Source organism: Streptomyces acidiscabies (assembly GCF_020010905.1).
Lineage (GTDB): Bacteria > Actinomycetota > Actinomycetes > Streptomycetales > Streptomycetaceae > Streptomyces > Streptomyces acidiscabies.
Genome location: NZ_JAGJBY010000001.1, coordinates 5,742,577 through 5,759,867 on the forward strand (window position 1 = coordinate 5,742,577; position 17,291 = coordinate 5,759,867).

15 protein-coding genes are annotated in these 17,291 nt (G+C 73.7%); 10 read left to right on the plus strand and 5 right to left on the minus strand.

Annotation, left to right across the window (positions count from 1 at the left end):
* Positions 1 to 14: 14 nt before the first annotated feature.
* Entirely contained in the window at positions 15 to 1,190 is a 1,176-nt protein-coding gene (locus J8M50_RS26225; RefSeq protein WP_050987342.1) for a PTS fructose transporter subunit IIC, read from the plus strand.
* Here the strand turns inward: J8M50_RS26225 and J8M50_RS26230 are convergent, their stop codons facing one another.
* From J8M50_RS26230 to J8M50_RS26240, 3 genes are read right to left on the minus strand one after another with little or no spacing between them, the layout of a single operon-like run.
* Positions 1,191 to 2,477 carry a hypothetical protein gene (locus J8M50_RS26230; RefSeq protein ID WP_010357380.1) on the minus strand — a complete coding sequence of 429 codons (1,287 nt, stop codon included), beginning with the start codon at positions 2,475 to 2,477 and terminating at the stop codon, positions 1,191 to 1,193.
* Positions 2,467 to 3,708, minus strand: coding sequence for an MFS transporter (locus tag J8M50_RS26235; RefSeq protein ID WP_010357381.1), 1,242 nt, complete (start codon positions 3,706 to 3,708; stop codon positions 2,467 to 2,469). Before J8M50_RS26235 ends, J8M50_RS26230 begins: the two co-directional genes overlap by 11 nt.
* A gap of 36 nt (positions 3,709 to 3,744) precedes the next feature.
* Entirely contained in the window at positions 3,745 to 5,013 is a 1,269-nt protein-coding gene (locus J8M50_RS26240) for a B12-binding domain-containing radical SAM protein (protein WP_010357382.1), read from the minus strand.
* Positions 5,014 to 5,312: 299 nt separating this feature from the next.
* Here J8M50_RS26240 and J8M50_RS26245 point away from each other — a divergent pair, with 299 nt between their 5' ends.
* From J8M50_RS26245 to J8M50_RS26270, 6 genes are all read left to right on the plus strand, one after another.
* Positions 5,313 to 6,920: a Rossmann-fold NAD(P)-binding domain-containing protein gene (locus J8M50_RS26245; protein WP_010357383.1), complete on the plus strand. Its 1,608-nt coding sequence runs from the start codon at positions 5,313 to 5,315 to the stop codon at positions 6,918 to 6,920.
* Positions 6,921 to 6,949: 29 nt separating this feature from the next.
* The gene (locus J8M50_RS26250) at positions 6,950 to 7,996 is read left to right on the plus strand and encodes a Gfo/Idh/MocA family oxidoreductase (protein ID WP_100216867.1); all 1,047 of its coding nucleotides are present in this window, start codon (positions 6,950 to 6,952) and stop codon (positions 7,994 to 7,996) included.
* Complete coding sequence (locus J8M50_RS26255) at positions 7,993 to 9,147, plus strand: radical SAM protein (protein ID WP_202950059.1); 1,155 nt, start codon at positions 7,993 to 7,995, stop codon at positions 9,145 to 9,147. Before J8M50_RS26250 ends, J8M50_RS26255 begins: the two co-directional genes overlap by 4 nt.
* Positions 9,141 to 10,217 carry a Gfo/Idh/MocA family protein gene (locus tag J8M50_RS26260; protein WP_010357386.1) on the plus strand — a complete coding sequence of 359 codons (1,077 nt, stop codon included), beginning with the start codon at positions 9,141 to 9,143 and terminating at the stop codon, positions 10,215 to 10,217. The genes J8M50_RS26255 and J8M50_RS26260 overlap by 7 nt, the downstream gene beginning before the upstream one ends.
* Positions 10,218 to 10,288: 71 nt before the next feature.
* Positions 10,289 to 12,910, plus strand: a complete 2,622-nt coding sequence (locus J8M50_RS26265) for a helix-turn-helix transcriptional regulator (protein ID WP_223786333.1) — start codon at positions 10,289 to 10,291, stop codon at positions 12,908 to 12,910.
* A gap of 81 nt (positions 12,911 to 12,991) precedes the next feature.
* Positions 12,992 to 13,534 carry a YciI family protein gene (locus J8M50_RS26270; RefSeq protein ID WP_010357388.1) on the plus strand — a complete coding sequence of 181 codons (543 nt, stop codon included), beginning with the start codon at positions 12,992 to 12,994 and terminating at the stop codon, positions 13,532 to 13,534.
* 33 nt (positions 13,535 to 13,567) lie between these two features.
* Here the strand turns inward: J8M50_RS26270 and J8M50_RS26275 are convergent, their stop codons facing one another.
* The gene (locus J8M50_RS26275) at positions 13,568 to 14,830 is read right to left on the minus strand and encodes an MFS transporter (protein ID WP_040837682.1); all 1,263 of its coding nucleotides are present in this window, start codon (positions 14,828 to 14,830) and stop codon (positions 13,568 to 13,570) included.
* A 73-nt stretch (positions 14,831 to 14,903) separates the two neighbouring features.
* On the opposite strand from J8M50_RS26275, the gene J8M50_RS26280 reads away from it, so the two are divergent.
* Positions 14,904 to 15,272 carry a cytidine deaminase family protein gene (locus J8M50_RS26280; RefSeq protein WP_010357390.1) on the plus strand — a complete coding sequence of 123 codons (369 nt, stop codon included), beginning with the start codon at positions 14,904 to 14,906 and terminating at the stop codon, positions 15,270 to 15,272.
* Between the two features lies 1 nt (position 15,273).
* Here the strand turns inward: J8M50_RS26280 and J8M50_RS26285 are convergent, their stop codons facing one another.
* Complete coding sequence (locus J8M50_RS26285; protein ID WP_029184325.1) at positions 15,274 to 15,849, minus strand: TetR/AcrR family transcriptional regulator; 576 nt, start codon at positions 15,847 to 15,849, stop codon at positions 15,274 to 15,276.
* Positions 15,850 to 15,983: 134 nt separating this feature from the next.
* Here J8M50_RS26285 and J8M50_RS26290 point away from each other — a divergent pair, with 134 nt between their 5' ends.
* Positions 15,984 to 16,748: an NADPH-dependent F420 reductase gene (locus tag J8M50_RS26290; protein WP_010357392.1), complete on the plus strand. Its 765-nt coding sequence runs from the start codon at positions 15,984 to 15,986 to the stop codon at positions 16,746 to 16,748.
* 32 nt (positions 16,749 to 16,780) lie between these two features.
* Entirely contained in the window at positions 16,781 to 17,287 is a 507-nt protein-coding gene (locus J8M50_RS26295) for a GNAT family N-acetyltransferase (protein ID WP_010357393.1), read from the plus strand.
* Positions 17,288 to 17,291 lie beyond the last annotated feature (4 nt).

Here is a 17,291-nt window from a genome sequence, read left to right on the forward strand (position 1 = left end):
CGACTGGAGCCACCATGTCCCGCCCCCGCAAGCCCGCCCGCCCCCAACGGGACGCCGCCCCGACCCCGCCCCTCGGCCTGAGAACCGCCCCCTGGCGGGCCATGGGCGTCCCCTGGTTCGCCCCCTTCACCGGGATCGCGGCGACGATGAGCGTCCTCGCCCTCGTCATCGCGGGCCCCGGCGTCACCGACACGGCCGACCGCATCCTCGCCGAAGCCGACTGGACCCAACCCCACACCTGGGCCGCGCTCCTGCTCAGACTGGGCGCCAGCGGCCTGGGCTTCCTGCCGGTGGGCCTGGCGGCCTACCTCGCGTACGGCATCGCCGGGCGGCCGGCGCTGGTGCCGGGACTGCTGGGCGGCATGGCCGCGACGGGCGTCCAGGGCGGTGTCCTCACCGGTCTGCTGGCCGGCCTAGTCGCGGGCGGGGCCACCCTGGCGCTCGCCCGGATCCCCGTGCCGTCGGCGCTGAGGGACGCCGCCCCGGCCGTACTGGTGCCGCTGCTGGCGAGCCTGGTGACCGCCGCGCTGATCATCGCCCTCGCCGGGGAGCAACTCACCGCGCTGACCGGGTGGCTGCACAGCAAGCTCGTATGGCTGGAGTTCAACCACCTCGCGCTGGCCGGCGCGGTCCTAGGGCTGATGGTCTGCTGCGACCTCGGCGGCGCGATCGGCAAGGCGGCCGTCGCCTTCGGCACCGTGGGCGTCAGCGGCGTCGACCCCGACAGGTTCAACCCGACCGACATGACGATGATGGCCGCCGTCGTCGCGGCCGGGATGGTGCCCGCGCTCGGCATGAGCCTCGCCACCGTCGTCCGAGGCAGGCTCTTCACCCCGTCGGAGCGGGCCTACGGCAAGGCGGCCTGGCTCTTCGGCGCGGCCTTCGTCCCCGAGGGCGCCGTCCCCTTCGCCCTCGCCGACCCGCTGCGGGTGCTCCCGGCGGGCATGGCCGGCGGGGCCGTCACCGGGGCCCTGACCATGACCTTCCACGCCACGATCACCGTCCCCTACGGAGGTGTCCTCGCCGCCGCAGACATCGGCGGACTGCCGCTCTTCCTCCTCGCCGTCGCCGCCGGAACCCTGGTCACCGCCGCGACCGCCGTCGGCCTCAAGAGCCTCGCCGGACGCCCTGCCCCGCTTCCCGTAGCCCCCGTGGCGAAAGTCCGCCGGAAGACGGCCGTCGCACGGTGATCACCAGAACTGCCGCAGGCCGAAGCTCCGCAGGGACACGGGGCTCGGGGGTTCCGTGGAGCTCCTGGCGTACAGGAGCGGCATCGGGCCACCCTCGTACGCGGCGGACCAGGCGAGCCACTGGTACGCGTACCACCCGCGTTCCATGCCGATGCCGATGCCGTTCCTGCCGAGGGTGCTGAGGGCCATCCGGTGGGCGAGGGCCACGTGGTAGCGGGCGCGGGCCAGCAGGGGGCGCTCCTCGTGGCGGGCGAACCACCGCAGCGCGGCGGCACCCCGTTCGGTGGGGGTGTCCGAGGCGGCGTGGAGCTTGAGGGCCTGCTCCAGGTCGAAGGTCTCCTCGCGCAGGAAGCGGGTCATCGTCCCCTGCGAGGCTTCGACGGCCGCGTCCAGGACCGTCCCCGGCCGCCAGTGGGCGACGGCCGGCGCGCCGGACCAGTCGGGGCCGAACGCCTCGGTCATGTCCTGCTCGACGAGGTCGCTCAGCGGGTCGAGCGGGGTGAAGCGGAACCGCGTGGCGGAGAGCGCGCTGTGGCGCTCCAGGACCGTACGCATGTCCTCGGCGTGCTGGTCGAGGACGCGCAGCAGGTGTTCGATGCGGCCCTCGGCGGCGTACCGCATCAGGACGAGGGAGTTGACCGTGGCGGACGCGCGGTCGGTCGCGGTCTGCTGGGTGACGTCGACGGTGCGGCGCCCGGCGAGGGAGTTGTCCAGGAGGGCGCTGACGAACGCCGTCATGCGCTGCGCGCCGGTGAGGCTGACGTGCGCGGGCAGCGTCGGGTCGCTCACCCCGGCCCGGTGCGCGCACAGGCCGATCTCGACGCCGAGGGACGGCCGGTCCGCCAGGAGCATCGACAGGAACCGCGCGCCGTCGACGTACCGGTTGGCCTCGGGATTGAACCCCTCCGCCTGCCTGCTGAGCCGGAACCCGGCGATCAGGGCGGGGACGAGGGCCAGCATCCGGGGGACGGTCAGGGCGGCGCGGTCGGACCTCGGGAGTCGGTCGAGGAGTTCGCGCCCCTTGATGACCTCCTCGCGCACGGGAACCTGCCCGCTCCCGGCGTAGACCGCCGCCCCGACCGCCGCCTCCCACCGGCGCGGCTTCGTCAGCGCCAGCGGATGGACCCCCGCGATCTGCTCCGGGGCGGGGAACCGCGCGTCGACGGACTCGGCGTCCGCACGCACCCGGCACAGCTCCGGCAGCTCCCGCACCCCGATCACCGACCCGTTGTACCGGCTGAGCACCTGCGACCTGGAGTAGTCCCAGAACGTCATCTCATCGGCCATCGCTCGCCTCTTTCTGCCTCTCTTCTCGTTCGGCGGGCCCCGCACGGACCTGCCCGACGGCACTGCGTACGGTGGACAGCGCCCCGCAGGCAGCCAGCGCCGCCACCGCCAGCAGGGCCCACGGCCAGCCGGCGCCCAGGCTCAGCGCGCCGGTCAGCACCAGCGGCGCGAGTGCCGAGCCCACGCCCCACGACAGCTGGTGCAGCCCGAGATGGCGGCCGGGCCGGTCCTCGGGCGCCATCCGGACGGCGACGGCGTCACCGGTCGGGCCGTGCATCAGCTCCGCCGCCGTGAACACGACCACGGCCACGACGAGCAGCGGCGCCACGAACGCCCCCGGCAGCCCGCTCGCCGCCCCGAACAGCGCGGCGGACACCGCCCACACCGCACCCGCCCACTGCATGACCCGCAGGTGGTCACGCCGCTCCACCCACCGCACCACCAGGACCTGCCCCGCCGTCACCAGCAGCGTGTTGAGCGCGAACACCACGCCGACCAGCCAGGACGGCCGGCCGAGCGCCTGGACGACGTACAGCGGCACCAGCACCGGGAGCGCCGAGGTGACCAGGACGAGCAGGGTGTTGGCGGCGACCATGGTGACGTAGGGACGGCCGGGCCGGGGAGCGTCCGGCGCGGTCGGGGACGCGGGGCGCGGACCGCTCCCGGCGGCGGGCAGCAGGGCGATCAAGGTGGTGGCGAGGAGGTAGCTCGCCGCGTTCGCCGCCATGATCGACCGCAGCCCGGCGGAGCCGAGACCGGCGAGGAAGCCCGCCGCGAGCCCGCCCGCCGCGAGCCCGACGTTGCGCAGGGTCCGTTCGAGCCCGTACCAGCGCAGCAGCTCGTCCGGCGCGCAACGCCGGGCCAGGAAAGCCCGGTTGGCGGGCCAGAACAGGTTGTCCCCGACCGCCGCGAGGACCGCGAGGCCCAGGGCCGCCCGGGGGGAGGAGGTCGTCAGGTAGCCGAGGAACGCCGCCGCGCGCAGCAGGTGCGCCACCTGGACGATCCGCTGCGGGCCGAACCGGTCCACGAGCGGACCGGACAGGGGCCCGGCGGCGAGGGCGACGATCCCGGCGACCGTCAGGACCGTCCCGGCGGTGGTGGCCGCCATGCCGTCGTGCCAGGTCAGGTAGAGCAGGAGGAAGGGCACGGCCAGTCCGCTGCCGGTGCTGTCGATCACCACGGCGGCGAACAGGAGCCGCTGCCCTTTCCCACGGGTCGTCAACGCCGTCACCGCACGCCGATCACGAGACGGGGCGCGTGCACGGCGTCACAGCGTCGCCATCGCGTTGCCGAGGTAGTTCGGCAGCCGCATCAGCTGGTCGCGCAGGGCGTCCAGGTCGACGGGGTAGCTCTCCCGGTAGCGGCGGGTCACCGCCTCCACCTCGGCCCAGGTGGCGGGCGTACGGCCGTCGTTGTAGCGGGGCGCCAGCTGGTCGTAGAGCTTGGTGCCGGGGCGCAGGAAGAGCTGGTTGAGGCCGAAGTAGCCGGGCAGGTTCGTCGCCCACTCCAGCAGCTCGCCGCTCGCGCAGGCGGGGTCGTCGGGCAGCCCGATCAGGATGAACGCGAACGGGGTGACCCCGGCGTCCTGGAGGCGGCGCACCGCGCTGTCGGTGACCCCCGGCTTGACCCGCTTGCCGACCGGTGTCTCGGCGATGCCGGGCGACTCGGCGCCCAGCCACATGCCCTTGCAGCCGGCCTTCGCCCACTGCTCGACGTCCGTGCGCAGCACGACCTCGGCGCGGCTCTGGCCGGTCCAGCCGAGCCCCTCGCCGATGAGAGCGTCGCACAACTCCTTGTAGAAGGTGGGGTGCAGGCCGAACACGTAGTCCAGGAAGAACACGAAGTCGACGTCGCGCTCCCGCATCGCCGCGATCTCCGCGAGGGTGCGCTCCACCGGCTGCGGGCGCATCCGGGTGCCGAACGGGAGGTGGCAGAACGTGCAGCCGTAGGTGCAGCCGCGCACGCCGAGCACCATGCCGCACGAACCCCGGCGGACCCGGCCGTCCATGAACACCTCGGCGGTGTACGCGGACAGGTCGAACAGGTCGTACGCGGGCAGCGGCCACTGTTCGGTGGACAGCTGGGGGTAGCTGTCGACCAGCGGCATCACGGGCAGCGCGGGCTTGCCGCCGGTCAGGTCGCGCACCGCCTGGATCGCGGCGGAGTCGACCTCGCCGCGCGCGACGAAGTCGGCGCCCAGTTCGGTGCGGGTCGCCTCCGGCAGATGCGTCGCGTGCGGCCCGCAGGCCAGCACGCGCGCCCCCGGCCAGCGCCCGCGCGCCTTGTCGACCAGCTCCCGGACCGGGTCCAGGACGAGGGGGTAGCACTGGGCGCGGTCGGCGATCGCCGTCACCACGACCACGAGGTCGGGGTGCGGGATGTCGCCGGGCGGGCTGTCGTCGAGCCGGTTGTCCCACACGGACACACCGACGCCCTCGGCGCGCAGCGCCGCACAGGCGTTGGCCACGTCCAGCGGCAACTGGAGGAAGTCACGCTCGAATTCGTCGTCGGGGATGGCGAAACAGACCTGGGTCATGGGGGCTCCGGGTCGGGTCGTGGGGGGCTCTTCGCAGGAAGAGAGCGGCCGGTCGCGGCACGGCGAGCCTATGAAGATCGACACGGCCCGCCCCACCCCCTACAACCCCTACGAACCCCTGTCCCCCGCCGCGCCGGTAGGGGTTCCTAGGGGGCGTAGGGGGTGGGGGGCCGCCGGACGATCTTCATAGGCTCGCTCTCGATCGGAGACGGCCCTCGCAGCCGTGTCCCCGGCAACCCGGACTTCTCGCGGACCGGCCGCCCCCCCACTCGATCCACGACGAGAAAGAGGTTGAGACGATGGCCCTCACGGAGAGCGAACCCACGAACGTCGCGGTCGACACCGGCACGCCCGGCCCCGCGACAGGCCGCTACGAGATCCTCGACGGCCGGATGACCCCCCACGACGTGAGCGAAACCGTCCGCGCCGTCCTGCGCGGCGAAGGCGTACCAGTCCGCTCCGCGACGCCGGACACCGTCCTGTTCGACCTGGACGGCACCCCCGTACACGTCCGCAGCAGGTCCGTCGCGGACGCGGCCCCCGACACCCTGGACGCCATCGACCCCCCGGCGGGCCGTACCCAGGTGCTATTGGCGGCGCAGGGCGCGCTGTCCCCGGCGGCGGAGGCGGTCTTCGAGCGCCTGGCCGACGCCCTGAACCGGGACGGCCGGTGCTACACGGACGCCGAGATCGCCTCCATCGTCCGGGGCATGCCGCTCGTCGACCGGTACGCCACCGAGGAACCGGCGCTGCGGGACTGGGCGCTGGTCTTCCGCGACCACTACGTGGAGAACAGCGTCGGCTTCCTGCTCGGCATGGAGCGCGCCGGCATCGACCGGAAGTGGATCTTCGCGCTGAACAAGGGCGACCGCACCCTGCACCGCGACCGCGTGCACGCCTGGTTCCTCAGCCGCGGCTACCAGAGCGACACCCTGGACAACTCGGTGATCAACGGCTCGGCGGACACCGCCGAGAAGGCGTACGCGCTGGCGGTCAACGAGCAGGTCGACGCCTTCGTCCGGCGCGCCCACGAAGCGGGCCGCAAGGTCCTCGTCGTCGACGACGGCGGCCTCCTCGCACAGGGCTACGGCGCGAGCGGCGTCCTGGACGAACGCATCGACGGCGCCCTGGAACTCACGGTCAGCGGCCTGAAGCGGATCGCAGGCGCACCCGGCGAACTGGACATCCCCGTCCTGAACATGGCCCGCTCCCGCCTCAAGAGCATGCTCGGCTACAACGAGATCGCCGACTCCTGCGTACGGCGCCTGCGCGCGATCCTCCCCGGCGAGAAGTTCATCGGCCGGCACGTCCTGCTCCTGGGCTACGGCACCCTGGGCGGCCGGGTCGCCCACGCGCTGCGCGCCCTGGGCTGCCGGGTCTCCGTGGTGGACACCGACGTCCTGACCCTGATCACGGCCGCCGAGCACGGCTACGAGACCTACCGCAGCGCCGGCGAGGCGCTCGCCGCGCACTCCCCGTTCCTGATCATCGGCAACACCGGCGAACTCGCCATCACCCCGAAGGACCTGCCGCTGCTGCCCGACGGCGTCCACCTCGCCGGCTTCGCCACCAAGGACTTCAGCCTCCTCAGCGAGAACTTGGAGGGCCTGGAGTCGACAGCGGTCCCGCTGGTCGGCGTCCGCTACACCCTGCCGACGGGCACCACGGCGACCCTGCTGGGAGACGGCCGCTCGCTCAACCTCTTCGAGTACGAGGGCATCGCGAACCGCGGCTACGACGCCTACCGGGCCGGCACCCTCATCGCCGCGAAGACCCTCTGCCGCGAGGCCGCCTCGCTCGGCCCCGGCCTGCACCTCGAACCGGTGGACCGGGCGATCGACGAGGCGGGCCTGTTCGCCGCCTACTACGAGGAGTACCTCGCCTCGGGCTCGCGGGCGGCCCGGTGAACCCCCGCACGACGGGGACCCACGTCTGCGTGATCGGGTTCGGAGCGGCGGGCCGCCTGCACCAGCGCCTCCTGAGCGACCTCGGGTTCGACGTCAGCGTCGTCGACCCCGCACCGGGCGCCGAGACACCCGGCGTCCCGGTCCTCGGCCGGATCGAGGACGCCCTGAGGCGCCGTCCCGTCGACGTGTGGTCGGTGTGCTCACCGACGGCCACCCACGTGGCGACGGTCGCGGACGTCCTGGACGCCGACCCGCAGGCCCGGCTGCTGGTGGAGAAGCCGCTGTGCCGGGCGTGGGAGATCCCCGCACTGACCGCGCTCCTCGACGCCCACCCCGAGGCCCGGCTGGTGATCATGGACCAGTACCGGCACTCGCAGGCGATGGCCCTGCTGCGCACACTGCGCTGGGAGCTGGCCCCCGGGCACCCGCTGACGGCGGTCCGGGTCGGGTTCGGCAAGGACCGCCGCGAGGACATCGCGGGCGGCCGGTTCGTCGACCACGACTTCGGCGTCTTCGGCTACGAGTGGCTGCACATGCTCGCCCTGCTGCGCGGCGCGCTGCCGCCGGAGACCTACGACCACTACATGGCGACCGCACCCGGCGAGGTGACGCTCCACGTGGCGACGGACCCTGAGCTGACGTCCACCGCCGCGCACGAGCGGGTGAGCGCGGACGGCGTGGAGGTCGACCTGTACTCCACGATCGTGGGCCCCGACCCGTCGGGACAGGTCGGCGTGCCGGACTGGTTCGACGGAGCGGTCACGGCGGGGGAGAGCCGCCAGCGCCGGGTCGAGGTGGTCGCGGGACCGGTGACCCTGCGCCTCGACCTCGACCCGGTGACCCTGCCCCGGGGCACCCGGCTGCCGCGCAACACGCACCGGCTCGCCGTGGCGGGACCGCAGCCCCGCGAGTGGCTGGTGCACGACTCGCCGCTGGACAACGCCCTGCGCTGGTCGGTGGCCGCCCTGCTGTCCCCGGACGGTCCCCCCGGTCTCGACCTGCGCGGAGTGTCGCGCATCGGCCGGCTCGCCGAGACCGCGCACCCCGCGCCCCGGCCACGGTCCGTGCGGACGTGACGAGCCCGCGCGTCTGTCTGCTGGTGCCCGCCGCCTCGGACGGGCCGGCCGTCCCGGTCCCGTGGGACGTCCTGCTGGCCGCCGCCCGGCTGCGCGCCGACGGCTGCGACGTCACCGTCTGGGACGAGCGGCTCGCCGCGTTCCCCCCGGCCGCCTCGGTCCCCGATCTGCTGGTGGTCTTCACGGCCGTCGGCACGCCCTGGCCGGTGGACCTGTCCCCGGTCAGGGCGGCCGTGGACCGCGCCCGCGCGTGGTTCCCCGGCGTACGGGTGCTGGCGGTCGGCCCGCACGGCAGCCGGCTGCCGGGTTCGACGCTCCTGGAGCTGACGGCGGATCACGTCGCCGTCGGCGAGGCGGCCTCGGCGGCGGTACGCGCCACCCGCGACCTCGCGTCGGGCGCCGCCGTACCCGTCCTGTACGGCGGGATGCCGCGCCCGCTGCCGCCGGTGCTCGTCGTGGGCAACCGGCCCCCGCCCTACCGGCCCCTGGAATGCTGGCCGCCGCCCGCCCACGACCTGGTGCCGCTGTCCCGCTACACGGCCCGGACGGTCGTGGACGGCGTACCCCGCCTCGTCCCGGCAGGGGCTGCGCGGATGGCCGACGGCCCCGAACGGGTGCTCGCCGGCCTCGCGGCCCAGCGGGCGGCGGGCCTCGGCCATGTCGTCTTCCTGGACCGCGTGTTCGGCGCCGACGGCGACCCCGGCGGCTGGCTGCGCGGCCGGGGCGTGGAGTGGACGAGCCGCACCCGGGCGGACGTCGTCCTCAGGAGCGACGTCCGGTCCTGGGCCGCCGCCGGATGCCGGACGGTGTGGCTGGACGCCGGCCCCCGCACCCGGGAGGCGGCGGCGAGGCTGTCCGGCGCCGGCATCACGCCCTGCGTGTCCGTGCTGGTCGGCGCACCCGGCGGTACCCGCGTGCCGGACCCGCCCGCCTGGTTCGCCCCGGTCCGGTTCGTCCTGCGGCCCGGCACCGCCGCGTACGACCGGCTCGCGCCGGGGCTCGGGGGCGGGACAGCGCCGGTCACCTGGCGGGGCGTCCAGGACGTGAACCTCCGCTACCGGCAGCGCCACCCCGCCGACCTCGACGAACTGGAGCGCGGACTCGCCGCGCTGCCCCGACTTCTCCCGACTGGATGTGAGGTTCCGTGCTGACGTTCGGTGTGATCGGCTGCGGGTCGATCGGCGGTTTCTGGACCCGGCTGCTGACCCGAGAGGACACCGCGCTCGCCCCACGGGCCCGGCTCGCGGCGGTCGCGGGCCGGGACCCGGTGCGGGCCGGGGCGCTGGCCGCCGAGGCGGGCTGCGGCGTGACGACCGTACCGGGACTGCTGGCCCGGCCCGACGTGGACGCCGTCCTGCTGTGCACGCCGAGCGGCACCCACGCCGAACTGGCCGAGGAGGCGCTGCGCGCCGGGAAGCACGTCCTGGTGGAGAAACCCGTGGACGTGACCCCGGAGGCCGCCGACCGGCTGATCGGCGTGGCCCGCGAGACGGGACGGACACTGGGCGTGGTGTCCCAGCACCGCTTCGACCCCGCCGCGAAGCTGGCCCATGAGGCGATCCGCTCCGGCGGGCTCGGCCGGGTCACCTCCGTCATGACCGAGCTGTCGTGGTGGCGTGCCCCGGCGTACTACGCCTCCGGGACCTGGCGCGGCACCCCGGACCTGGACGGCGGCGGCGCGCTGATGAACCAGGCGATCCACGCCGTGGACCTGGTGCAGTGGCTGGCCGGCCCGGTGGTGGAAGTGACCGCGCACACCGCGCAGTTGGCGCATCCCGGGATCGCGGTGGAGGACGTCGCGACAGCCAGCCTGCGCTTCGCGGACGGCGCCCTGGGCACCCTGCTCGCCACCACCGCCGCCTACCCCGGCCGGACCGCCCGCACGGCGGTCAACGGGGACCGGGGCAGCGTGGTCATCGACGACGACGAACTCGCCTACCTGCACCTGTCGCGGGACGGCGAAGAGGCACCCGCGTACGGGGCGTTCGGCGCCGCCGACCAGTCGGACGCCCACCGGACAGAACTGGCCAGGGACGAGGCCAGGGACGCCACGGGCATGCTCTACCAGCCGCACCGCGACCAGCTCCTGGATTTCTGCGACGCCGTCCGCGACAACAGGCCGCCCCTGAGCGACGGCGAGGACGGGCGGCGGGCGGTGGCCGTCGTGACCGCCATTTACACGTCCGCACGGACGGGACGCCCGCAGCAGGTCCACAGATAAAACAGGCGGCAAAATCCAGAAAAATGGTCTGGCGTCCCGCCTGGTCCGGACCGATGATGATCTTCATGCAGATGGAAAGCTGCGCCCGACAGATCGAAATGGGCAGTGGCCTCCTTGTCTTACAAGGAGGCCCGGGAACAGGAAAGACGTCCCTTCTGGAGGAAATGAAAAAGCGCGCCACGGCGTCCGGTTCGCTTTGCTTGTCCGCCACGGGATTCCCCGACGAACATGAACTGCCCTTTTCCGCCGTCGAACAATTCGGCCACGTCCCCGGAATCCCCGAGGGCGTCCGGTCGGCCTTACGCCGGCTCGTCGACCGCGCGGCACCGGCCCCCGCCGGGCTGCTGCGCACCCTCACCTCCGCGCTGACCGAACAGGCCGAACGCGGCCGGATCGTCATCGCCGTCGACGACGCCCACCACCTGGACCCGCAGTCCCGGTCCTGCCTCCTCTATCTCGCCCGCCGCCTGTACTCCCACCCCGTCGCCATGGTCCTGGCGTTCCCCCGGGCCTGCCGCGCCCCCGACGGCGGCCCCCTGGAGTTCCTCGCCCTCCCCGGAGCCCGGCTGGCCGAGATCAACCCCCTCGGCGAGGACGCCGTACGGATGCTGCTGGAGCGCCGGCTCCCGCTGCGGACCGCCGCAGGGCTCGCCGCCCCCGTCCACCGGGCCGGCGGCGGCAACCTCTGCCTCGTCACCGCCCTGCTGCACGACCTGCTCCGTGCCGGCGAGCCCGGCCCCGGCACACCGGTCCGCATCGGGGAGTCCTTCCGGACGGCCTACCTCGCCCTGCTGGCCCGCCACCCCGCCCTCGCCGAGGCCGTCGAGGCCCTCGCCGTGCTCGGCGACGACGCGACACCCCCACGAGCCGCCCGGCTGCTCGGACAGCCCCTCAAGGACGTCGAGCACCGGCTCGCCGAACTCAACCGCGCGGGCCTCCTGGAGGGCGGAGGATTCCGGCACCCGGACGTACCCAAGGCCGTGCTGGGCGCGCTCGGCGCACGGCTGCCGGCCCTGCACAAGCAGGCCGCCGCGCTGCTGTTCGTGGAAGGCGCGCCCGCCGTCGTCGTCGCCCGCCACCTGCTGGCCGCCGACGAGCCGCCCGACGCGGCGCAGGTGCGGGTGCTGTGGCACGCCTGGCAGCAGTACCTGACGGTCGGCCAGTGGGACCGGGCGCTCGCCTGCCTGCGCCTCGCGGAGCGCGCGGACCTCGACGGACGCCAGCGCACCAGGATCCTCACCGGGCTCGTCATGACCCTGTGCTGCCGCAACCCCTGCGCGGCGCAGGCGGAGGTGGACCAACTGCTGGCCGCGGTGCGTGCCGGGCACGCCGACTACAGCGCGCTGAGGGTCCTCGCCTTCTGGTTCCTCTGGTTCGGCAACCGGGACCAGGGCAGGGAGCTGATGATCCGGCTGATCGAGTCCTGCCAGGTCGGCGAAGGGCACGACGACGCGTGGGGCTTCGTCACGCTGGCGGGCTCCCTGTGGCCGGGACTGCTCGACATCCCCGCCGTACGCTCCTACGCCCACGACCAGCGCGACGCCGCCGTTCCGGGGGACGGGAACGGCACCGGCTGCCCGCTGCCCGCCGGCGCCGACACGCGCCGGTTCTGGGGACTCGACTTCGTGTCCCTGCTGGAGCTGATCGACCGCGGTGAACTGGCCCCCGCCGACCGGCTCTGCCAGGAACTGCGCGAGACGCTGCCCGCCGGCGCGTTCCTCGTCCGCCAGGCGTCCCTGGAGGCACTGCACGCCCGCATCCGGTGGCACCTGGGAGACGCGCCGGGGGCCGCGGCGTACGCGGCCTCCGCCCTTGAGCTGCTGCCCGACCACGGCTGGGGAGTCACCATCGGCCTGCCCCTGGCGGCCCTGATCGCCGCGCACACCCTCATGGGCGACCTGGACCAGGCGGCCCGGTACCTGGAGCGCCCGGTACCCGAGGAGATGTGGGAGTTCTCGTGCGGTCCGCTGTACCGGATCGCACGAGGCGGCTACCTGATGTCGATCGGCCGCCCGCACGCCGCCCTCCAGGACTTCCTGGCCTGCGCCGTCGACGGACGGCCGGACACGGTGGGCTGGCGCGTCAGCGCGGCGGAGGCGTACCTCGCCCTCGGCGACACGGACCGGGCCCGCCGTACGGCCGTCGAGGAACTCGTGCACGAAGGCCGCTCGGCGAACCACCGGAGCCGGGCCCTGCTGGTCCTGGCCTCGGTCGACGGCCCGCAACGGCGCCGGACGCACCTGGAGGAGGCCGAACGGACCCTGCTCGCCCGGCTCGGACAGGAGGACCTGGCACAGGGCCGCATCAAGGCCACGCGCGAACACGGGGACAAGGCGCTGGAGCCGGCCACCGAGGGCGGGGTCCCGTACTGGATACAGCCGCTCACGGTCCCGCTCGACGAGGAGCCCGCGCCGGCCGTGCCGTGTCCCGGGAGGAACGAGGCCCCGGCTGCGCCCGAGTCCCTCACGGAGGCCGAACGGCGGGTGGCGTCGCTGGCTGCGGAGGGCCGCTCGAACCGGCAGATCGCCACCCAGCTGTACATCACGGTGAGCACCGTCGAACAGCATCTGACCCGCGTCTACCGCAAACTGTCGGCCCGCCGCCGCTCCGAACTGCCGGACCTGCTGGCGCTCGGGGAGCGGTCGCAGCCGCACCGGGACGACACGCAGGCCACGGAGTCGCCCGCCGGGTGACATCGTTGCCGAGCGCCCGCCCGCACCCCCTGGAAGAAGCCGCTTGAACCACCGCCCCCGCCCCGGCCATGATCACCGTCCATGGAGTTCTTCTGCTACCACCGCGACCGGACCGGCTCCCTCCCCCTGCGCCGCCGACTCGCCGAAGCCCACTGGTCCTACATGGACGGCTACACCGCCGAACTCATCGCCCGTGGCCCCACCTTCGCCGCCGACGGCGAGACCCTCACCGGCAGCGTCCACATCGTCGACCTCCCCGACCCGGCGGCGGCCCGGGCGTTCGCCTTCGACGAGCCCAACTACCAGGCCGGGGCCTACCGGGACGTCCTCCTGCGGCGCTGGCGCAACCTGCTCGGCCGGACGATGTGGGACTTCCCCGGCGGCCGGACCGGCGGCAACCGCTACCTGGTGATCGGCCTCGCCCCCGACCCCGGCACGGACCTCGCCGTACCCCCGGACACCGACGACCTGATCGCCTTCGGCCCCCTCCTGTCGGACGACGGTACGGCCTGGCTCGGTACGGCGGCCCTGCTGCGCGCCCCCGACGCGGAAGCGGCACGCCGGGTGCTCGGGGGACACGCGGAGACGGAGGTGCACGACTGGGAGTTCGGCGGCCGACGCTGAAGAGGGGGCGGTGCGGTGAAGAGAAGACGCGCCTCAACCGACCTCTGACACCTCACGCCCCTTCAACCGCCCGCTCCACCACCACACCCCCGCCGCGACCACCCCGAGCCCCACCGTCACCACCCCGGAAACCCCCAGCACCCCCCGAGCCCCCAGCGCCGCGGTCAACGGTCCGCCCAGTGCCGCCCCCACCGGCGCCGCCGTGAGCAGCGCCGCCATGCGGGCCGCGAGCACCGTCGTCAGCCAGGCCGCCGGTGTCCGTTCCTGGAACAGGGTGAACGACAGTGCGGTGAACGGCCCGTAGATGACGCCGCCCACCCCGAAGCAGGCCAGCGTCACGGCGGTGGGTGCCCCCAGGCCGAACGGTACGAGCATCACGCCCCACCCCACGACGATCCCGACGGTCACCGGCCACAGCGGAAGCCTCCGCAGGGCCCCCGCGCCGAGCGCCCCCAGCACGGCACCCACCCCGAAGAGCATCCAGTAGAGGCCGAGCAGCCCGGCCCCGGCGCCGAGATCGTCGGTGACGTGCAGGGGGAGGGCGACCTCGACGGGCCCGTACAGAAAGTTGAACAGCCAGGTCAGCGCCAGCACGCCGAGCAGCTCGGGCTGTCGCCGCAGCAACCGCAGCCCGTCCACCGCGCGCCCCGAGTCGACGGGAGCGTCGGTCACCCCGCCCCCCTCACGCAGCCGCCCCACCTGGAAAGCGAGCACGGCGAACGACAGCGCGTCGACCCCGATCAGCCACGCGGGCCCCACCCACGTCACCAGGAGCCCGGCGAGCGCGGGCCCGAGGATGGTGGAGGCGGAGATGCTGGCGCTGAGCAACGCGTTGGCGGCGAGCCGCCGTTCGGGCGGGAGCAGCTGGGGGACGAGGGAGTACTTCCCGGCCCCGCCCCACGCGTGCAGCACGGAGGACCCCGCGAGCAGCGCGACGTACAGCACGGGATGCAGCACCCCCGCCGCCCAGGCCACCGGCACGCACCCGAGCAGCAGCGCCCGCAGCCAACTGTCCACCACGAGCAGCCTCTTGGGCGCCATCCGCCGCAGCCACCGCCCGAACACCAGCGCCCCCACGGCCCCCGGCAGCGCGTACGCCGCGACGGCCGCCCCCACCACGAACCCGGCCTGCCCCTCGGGCGCGATCAGCACCCCCAGCCACGCCACCGCGACGACACTCATCCCGTCCCCGAGATCGGAGACGGCCAGCGCGGGCAGCAGCCGCCTGAACTCGCGGTGAGTGAACAGCGGTTGATAGGACCGAGGGACAAGACGACGAGGCGATAGGAGAGTCACCAGGCAAAACTAAGGGACCGCCCGCGACGTAAACCGCTTGCGCGTACCCGCCCCAGCGGTGATCGTGGCCCGCGTGGATCATGAACTAGTCGAAGCCGCCGCCCAGCTCGCCCGCACCCGCTGCCAGGGCGACAACCACACGATGGCGGCGGCCGGCCGCGCCGCCGACGGCCGGATCGTCACCGCCCTGAACGCCTACCACTTCACCGGCGGCCCCTGCGCCGAACTCGTCCTCATCGGGACGGCCGCGGCCCAGGGCGTCTACGACCTGAAGACGATCGTCGCCGTCGGCGACCGGGACCGGGGCGTCGTCCCGCCGTGCGGGCGCTGCCGTCAGGTCCTCCTCGACTACTTCCCCGGCATCGAGGTGATCGTCGGGGACCGGGCGCTGCCCATCGCGGACCTGCTGCCCGAGAGCTACGTGTGGGCGGACCACCAGTAGGTCACCGCGTGCTGTAACCGGTCTCGATGAGCTGCCGCAGGGTCGGCAGCGCGTCGCCGTCGATGGGCGCGCCCTCGGTCCAGGCGAGGAACAGCGCGGCGAGGAAGAGATCGCGGCCCTGGACGGTCGGGCGCGCCGTGCCGCGTTCCCGTGCGGCGGCGAGGAACTCGTCGGTGACGGCGAGGAGTTCCTGGCAGGAGACGGAGAGCGGCGAGTCGTCGTGGGTCAGGGCGGCGAGGACCGGCGCGGGCAGCCCCGTGAAGGTGCTGAAGTACTTCTCCAGCGTCAGCAGCCATCGCCGCAGCCCTTCGTCCGCATCCTCCACGGCCCGCAACTCCTCGCGTCCGGCGAGGAGTTCGGCCGCCGGGGCCTCCAGCGCCGCCGCGAGCAGCGCCTCCCGGGTCGGGAAGTGGCGGTAGAGCGTGGCCGGGCCGACCCCGGCGTCCCTCGCGATGGCCTCCAGCGAGGTCCCGGCGCCGCACTCCGCGAAGTGGCGCAGCGCCGTGTCGAGGATCCGGGCCCGGTTGCGCGCGGCGTCGGCGCGGGGCTTGCGGCACGTCGTCGGGGTGGTGTCCATCGCGTTCCTGTTCCTGTAGAGCGGCTCGAACCAGTCAATCATCACGCCAAGCGGACACAGTCTCCGTTTGACGTGATAGGAAGTGGATGGTGCCTCCGGATATCCGTCCGGGCCCACTTCGAACGGAGTACGCCATGCCCCGCACCCTCGGACTCATCGGCAGCGGAAACATCGGAACAGCCGTCGCCCGCCTGGCGATTGCCGCCGGCTGGGACGTCGTCCTCAGCAACTCCCGGGGCCCCGAGACCCTCGCGGATCTCGTCACCGACCTCGGCGAGAAGGCCCGCGCCGCCACCCCGGCGGAAGCCGCCCGCGCCGGTGACCTCGTCGTCGCGACCGTCCCCCTGTACGCGTACGACAAGCTCCCCGTCGACGCCCTCGCCGACAAGACGGTCCTCGACACCCTCAACTACTACCCCGCCCGCGACGGCCGTCTGCCCGAGCTGGACGCGAACGACCTCACCAGCAGCGACCTCGTCCAACGGCAGCTCGCCGGCTCCCGCGTGGTCAAGGTGTTCAACAACATCGGCGCCCACCAGCTCGCCACCCTCGCCCGCCCCTCCGGCGCCCCCGACCGCAGCGCGCTGCCCATCGCCGGGGACGACCCGGGCGCCAAGAAGGAGGTCACCGACCTCCTCGACGTCCTCGGCTGGGACGCCGTCGACGTCGGCACGCTCGCGGAGAGCTGGCGCGTCGAGCCGGAGACGCCGGTCTACGTCAAGCCGTACGTCGGCGAGGCGCCGGAGGGGCTGTCCCCGGTGGAATGGTTCGGCTGGATGCAGGAGACACCCGGCGTCACCGCCCCCGCGAGCCGCATCCGCGAACTGGCCGACTCCGCCGTACGGGGCCCGGCGGGCGGCGTGCTCCCGGAGGGGCTGGACTTCCCGGAAAGGCGGTAGAGCCGCCGCGGAGCCTGTGCTTCGATACGGCGGTGAACACGGAGAACACGGTCAGGCCCCGCACGGACGACGATGTCGCCGCCTGCGTCGAGGCTCTCGCGGACGTCCACCGGCGCGATGGCTATCCCGTCAACTGGCCCGAGAATCCCGGGGGTTGGCTGGCCCAGGCGTCGGGGCTGGGCGCGTGGGTCGCCGTACTGGACGGGCGGATCGTCGGGCACATCGCCCTCAACATCGGCGGCGAGGGGGACGTGGCTCCCGGTCTGTGGGGCGATCCGGACACGACGGCCGTCGTCAGCCGCCTCTTCGTCGCTCCCGAGGCGCGTGGGCACGGTTTCGGTGTGCGGCTCATGGAGCGGGCGGTTGCGGAGGCTCGGCGCCGTGGGCTTCATCCGGTGCTCGATGTCGTGGCGACGGATATGGCTGCGGCGGCGTTGTACGAACGGTTGGGGTGGAAGTTGTTGGCGACGGTGGAGCAGAGGTGGAGTGCGGAGCAGATGGTGACTGTGCATTGTTATGCGGCGCCGGAGGGCGTCTGACACC

Coding starts and splice junctions, on each gene's coding strand:
- J8M50_RS26230 (WP_010357380.1), bottom strand. CDS start 2,477: ATGGCCGATGAGATGACGTTCTGGGACTACTCCAGGTCGCAGGTGCTC.
- J8M50_RS26290 (WP_010357392.1), top strand. CDS start 15,984: ATGCCCCGCACCCTCGGACTCATCGGCAGCGGAAACATCGGAACAGCC.
- J8M50_RS26245 (WP_010357383.1), top strand. CDS start 5,313: ATGGCCCTCACGGAGAGCGAACCCACGAACGTCGCGGTCGACACCGGC.
- J8M50_RS26225 (WP_050987342.1), top strand. CDS start 15: ATGTCCCGCCCCCGCAAGCCCGCCCGCCCCCAACGGGACGCCGCCCCG.
- J8M50_RS26270 (WP_010357388.1), top strand. CDS start 12,992: ATGGAGTTCTTCTGCTACCACCGCGACCGGACCGGCTCCCTCCCCCTG.
- J8M50_RS26265 (WP_223786333.1), top strand. CDS start 10,289: ATGGAAAGCTGCGCCCGACAGATCGAAATGGGCAGTGGCCTCCTTGTC.
- J8M50_RS26285 (WP_029184325.1), bottom strand. CDS start 15,849: ATGGACACCACCCCGACGACGTGCCGCAAGCCCCGCGCCGACGCCGCG.
- J8M50_RS26240 (WP_010357382.1), bottom strand. CDS start 5,013: ATGACCCAGGTCTGTTTCGCCATCCCCGACGACGAATTCGAGCGTGAC.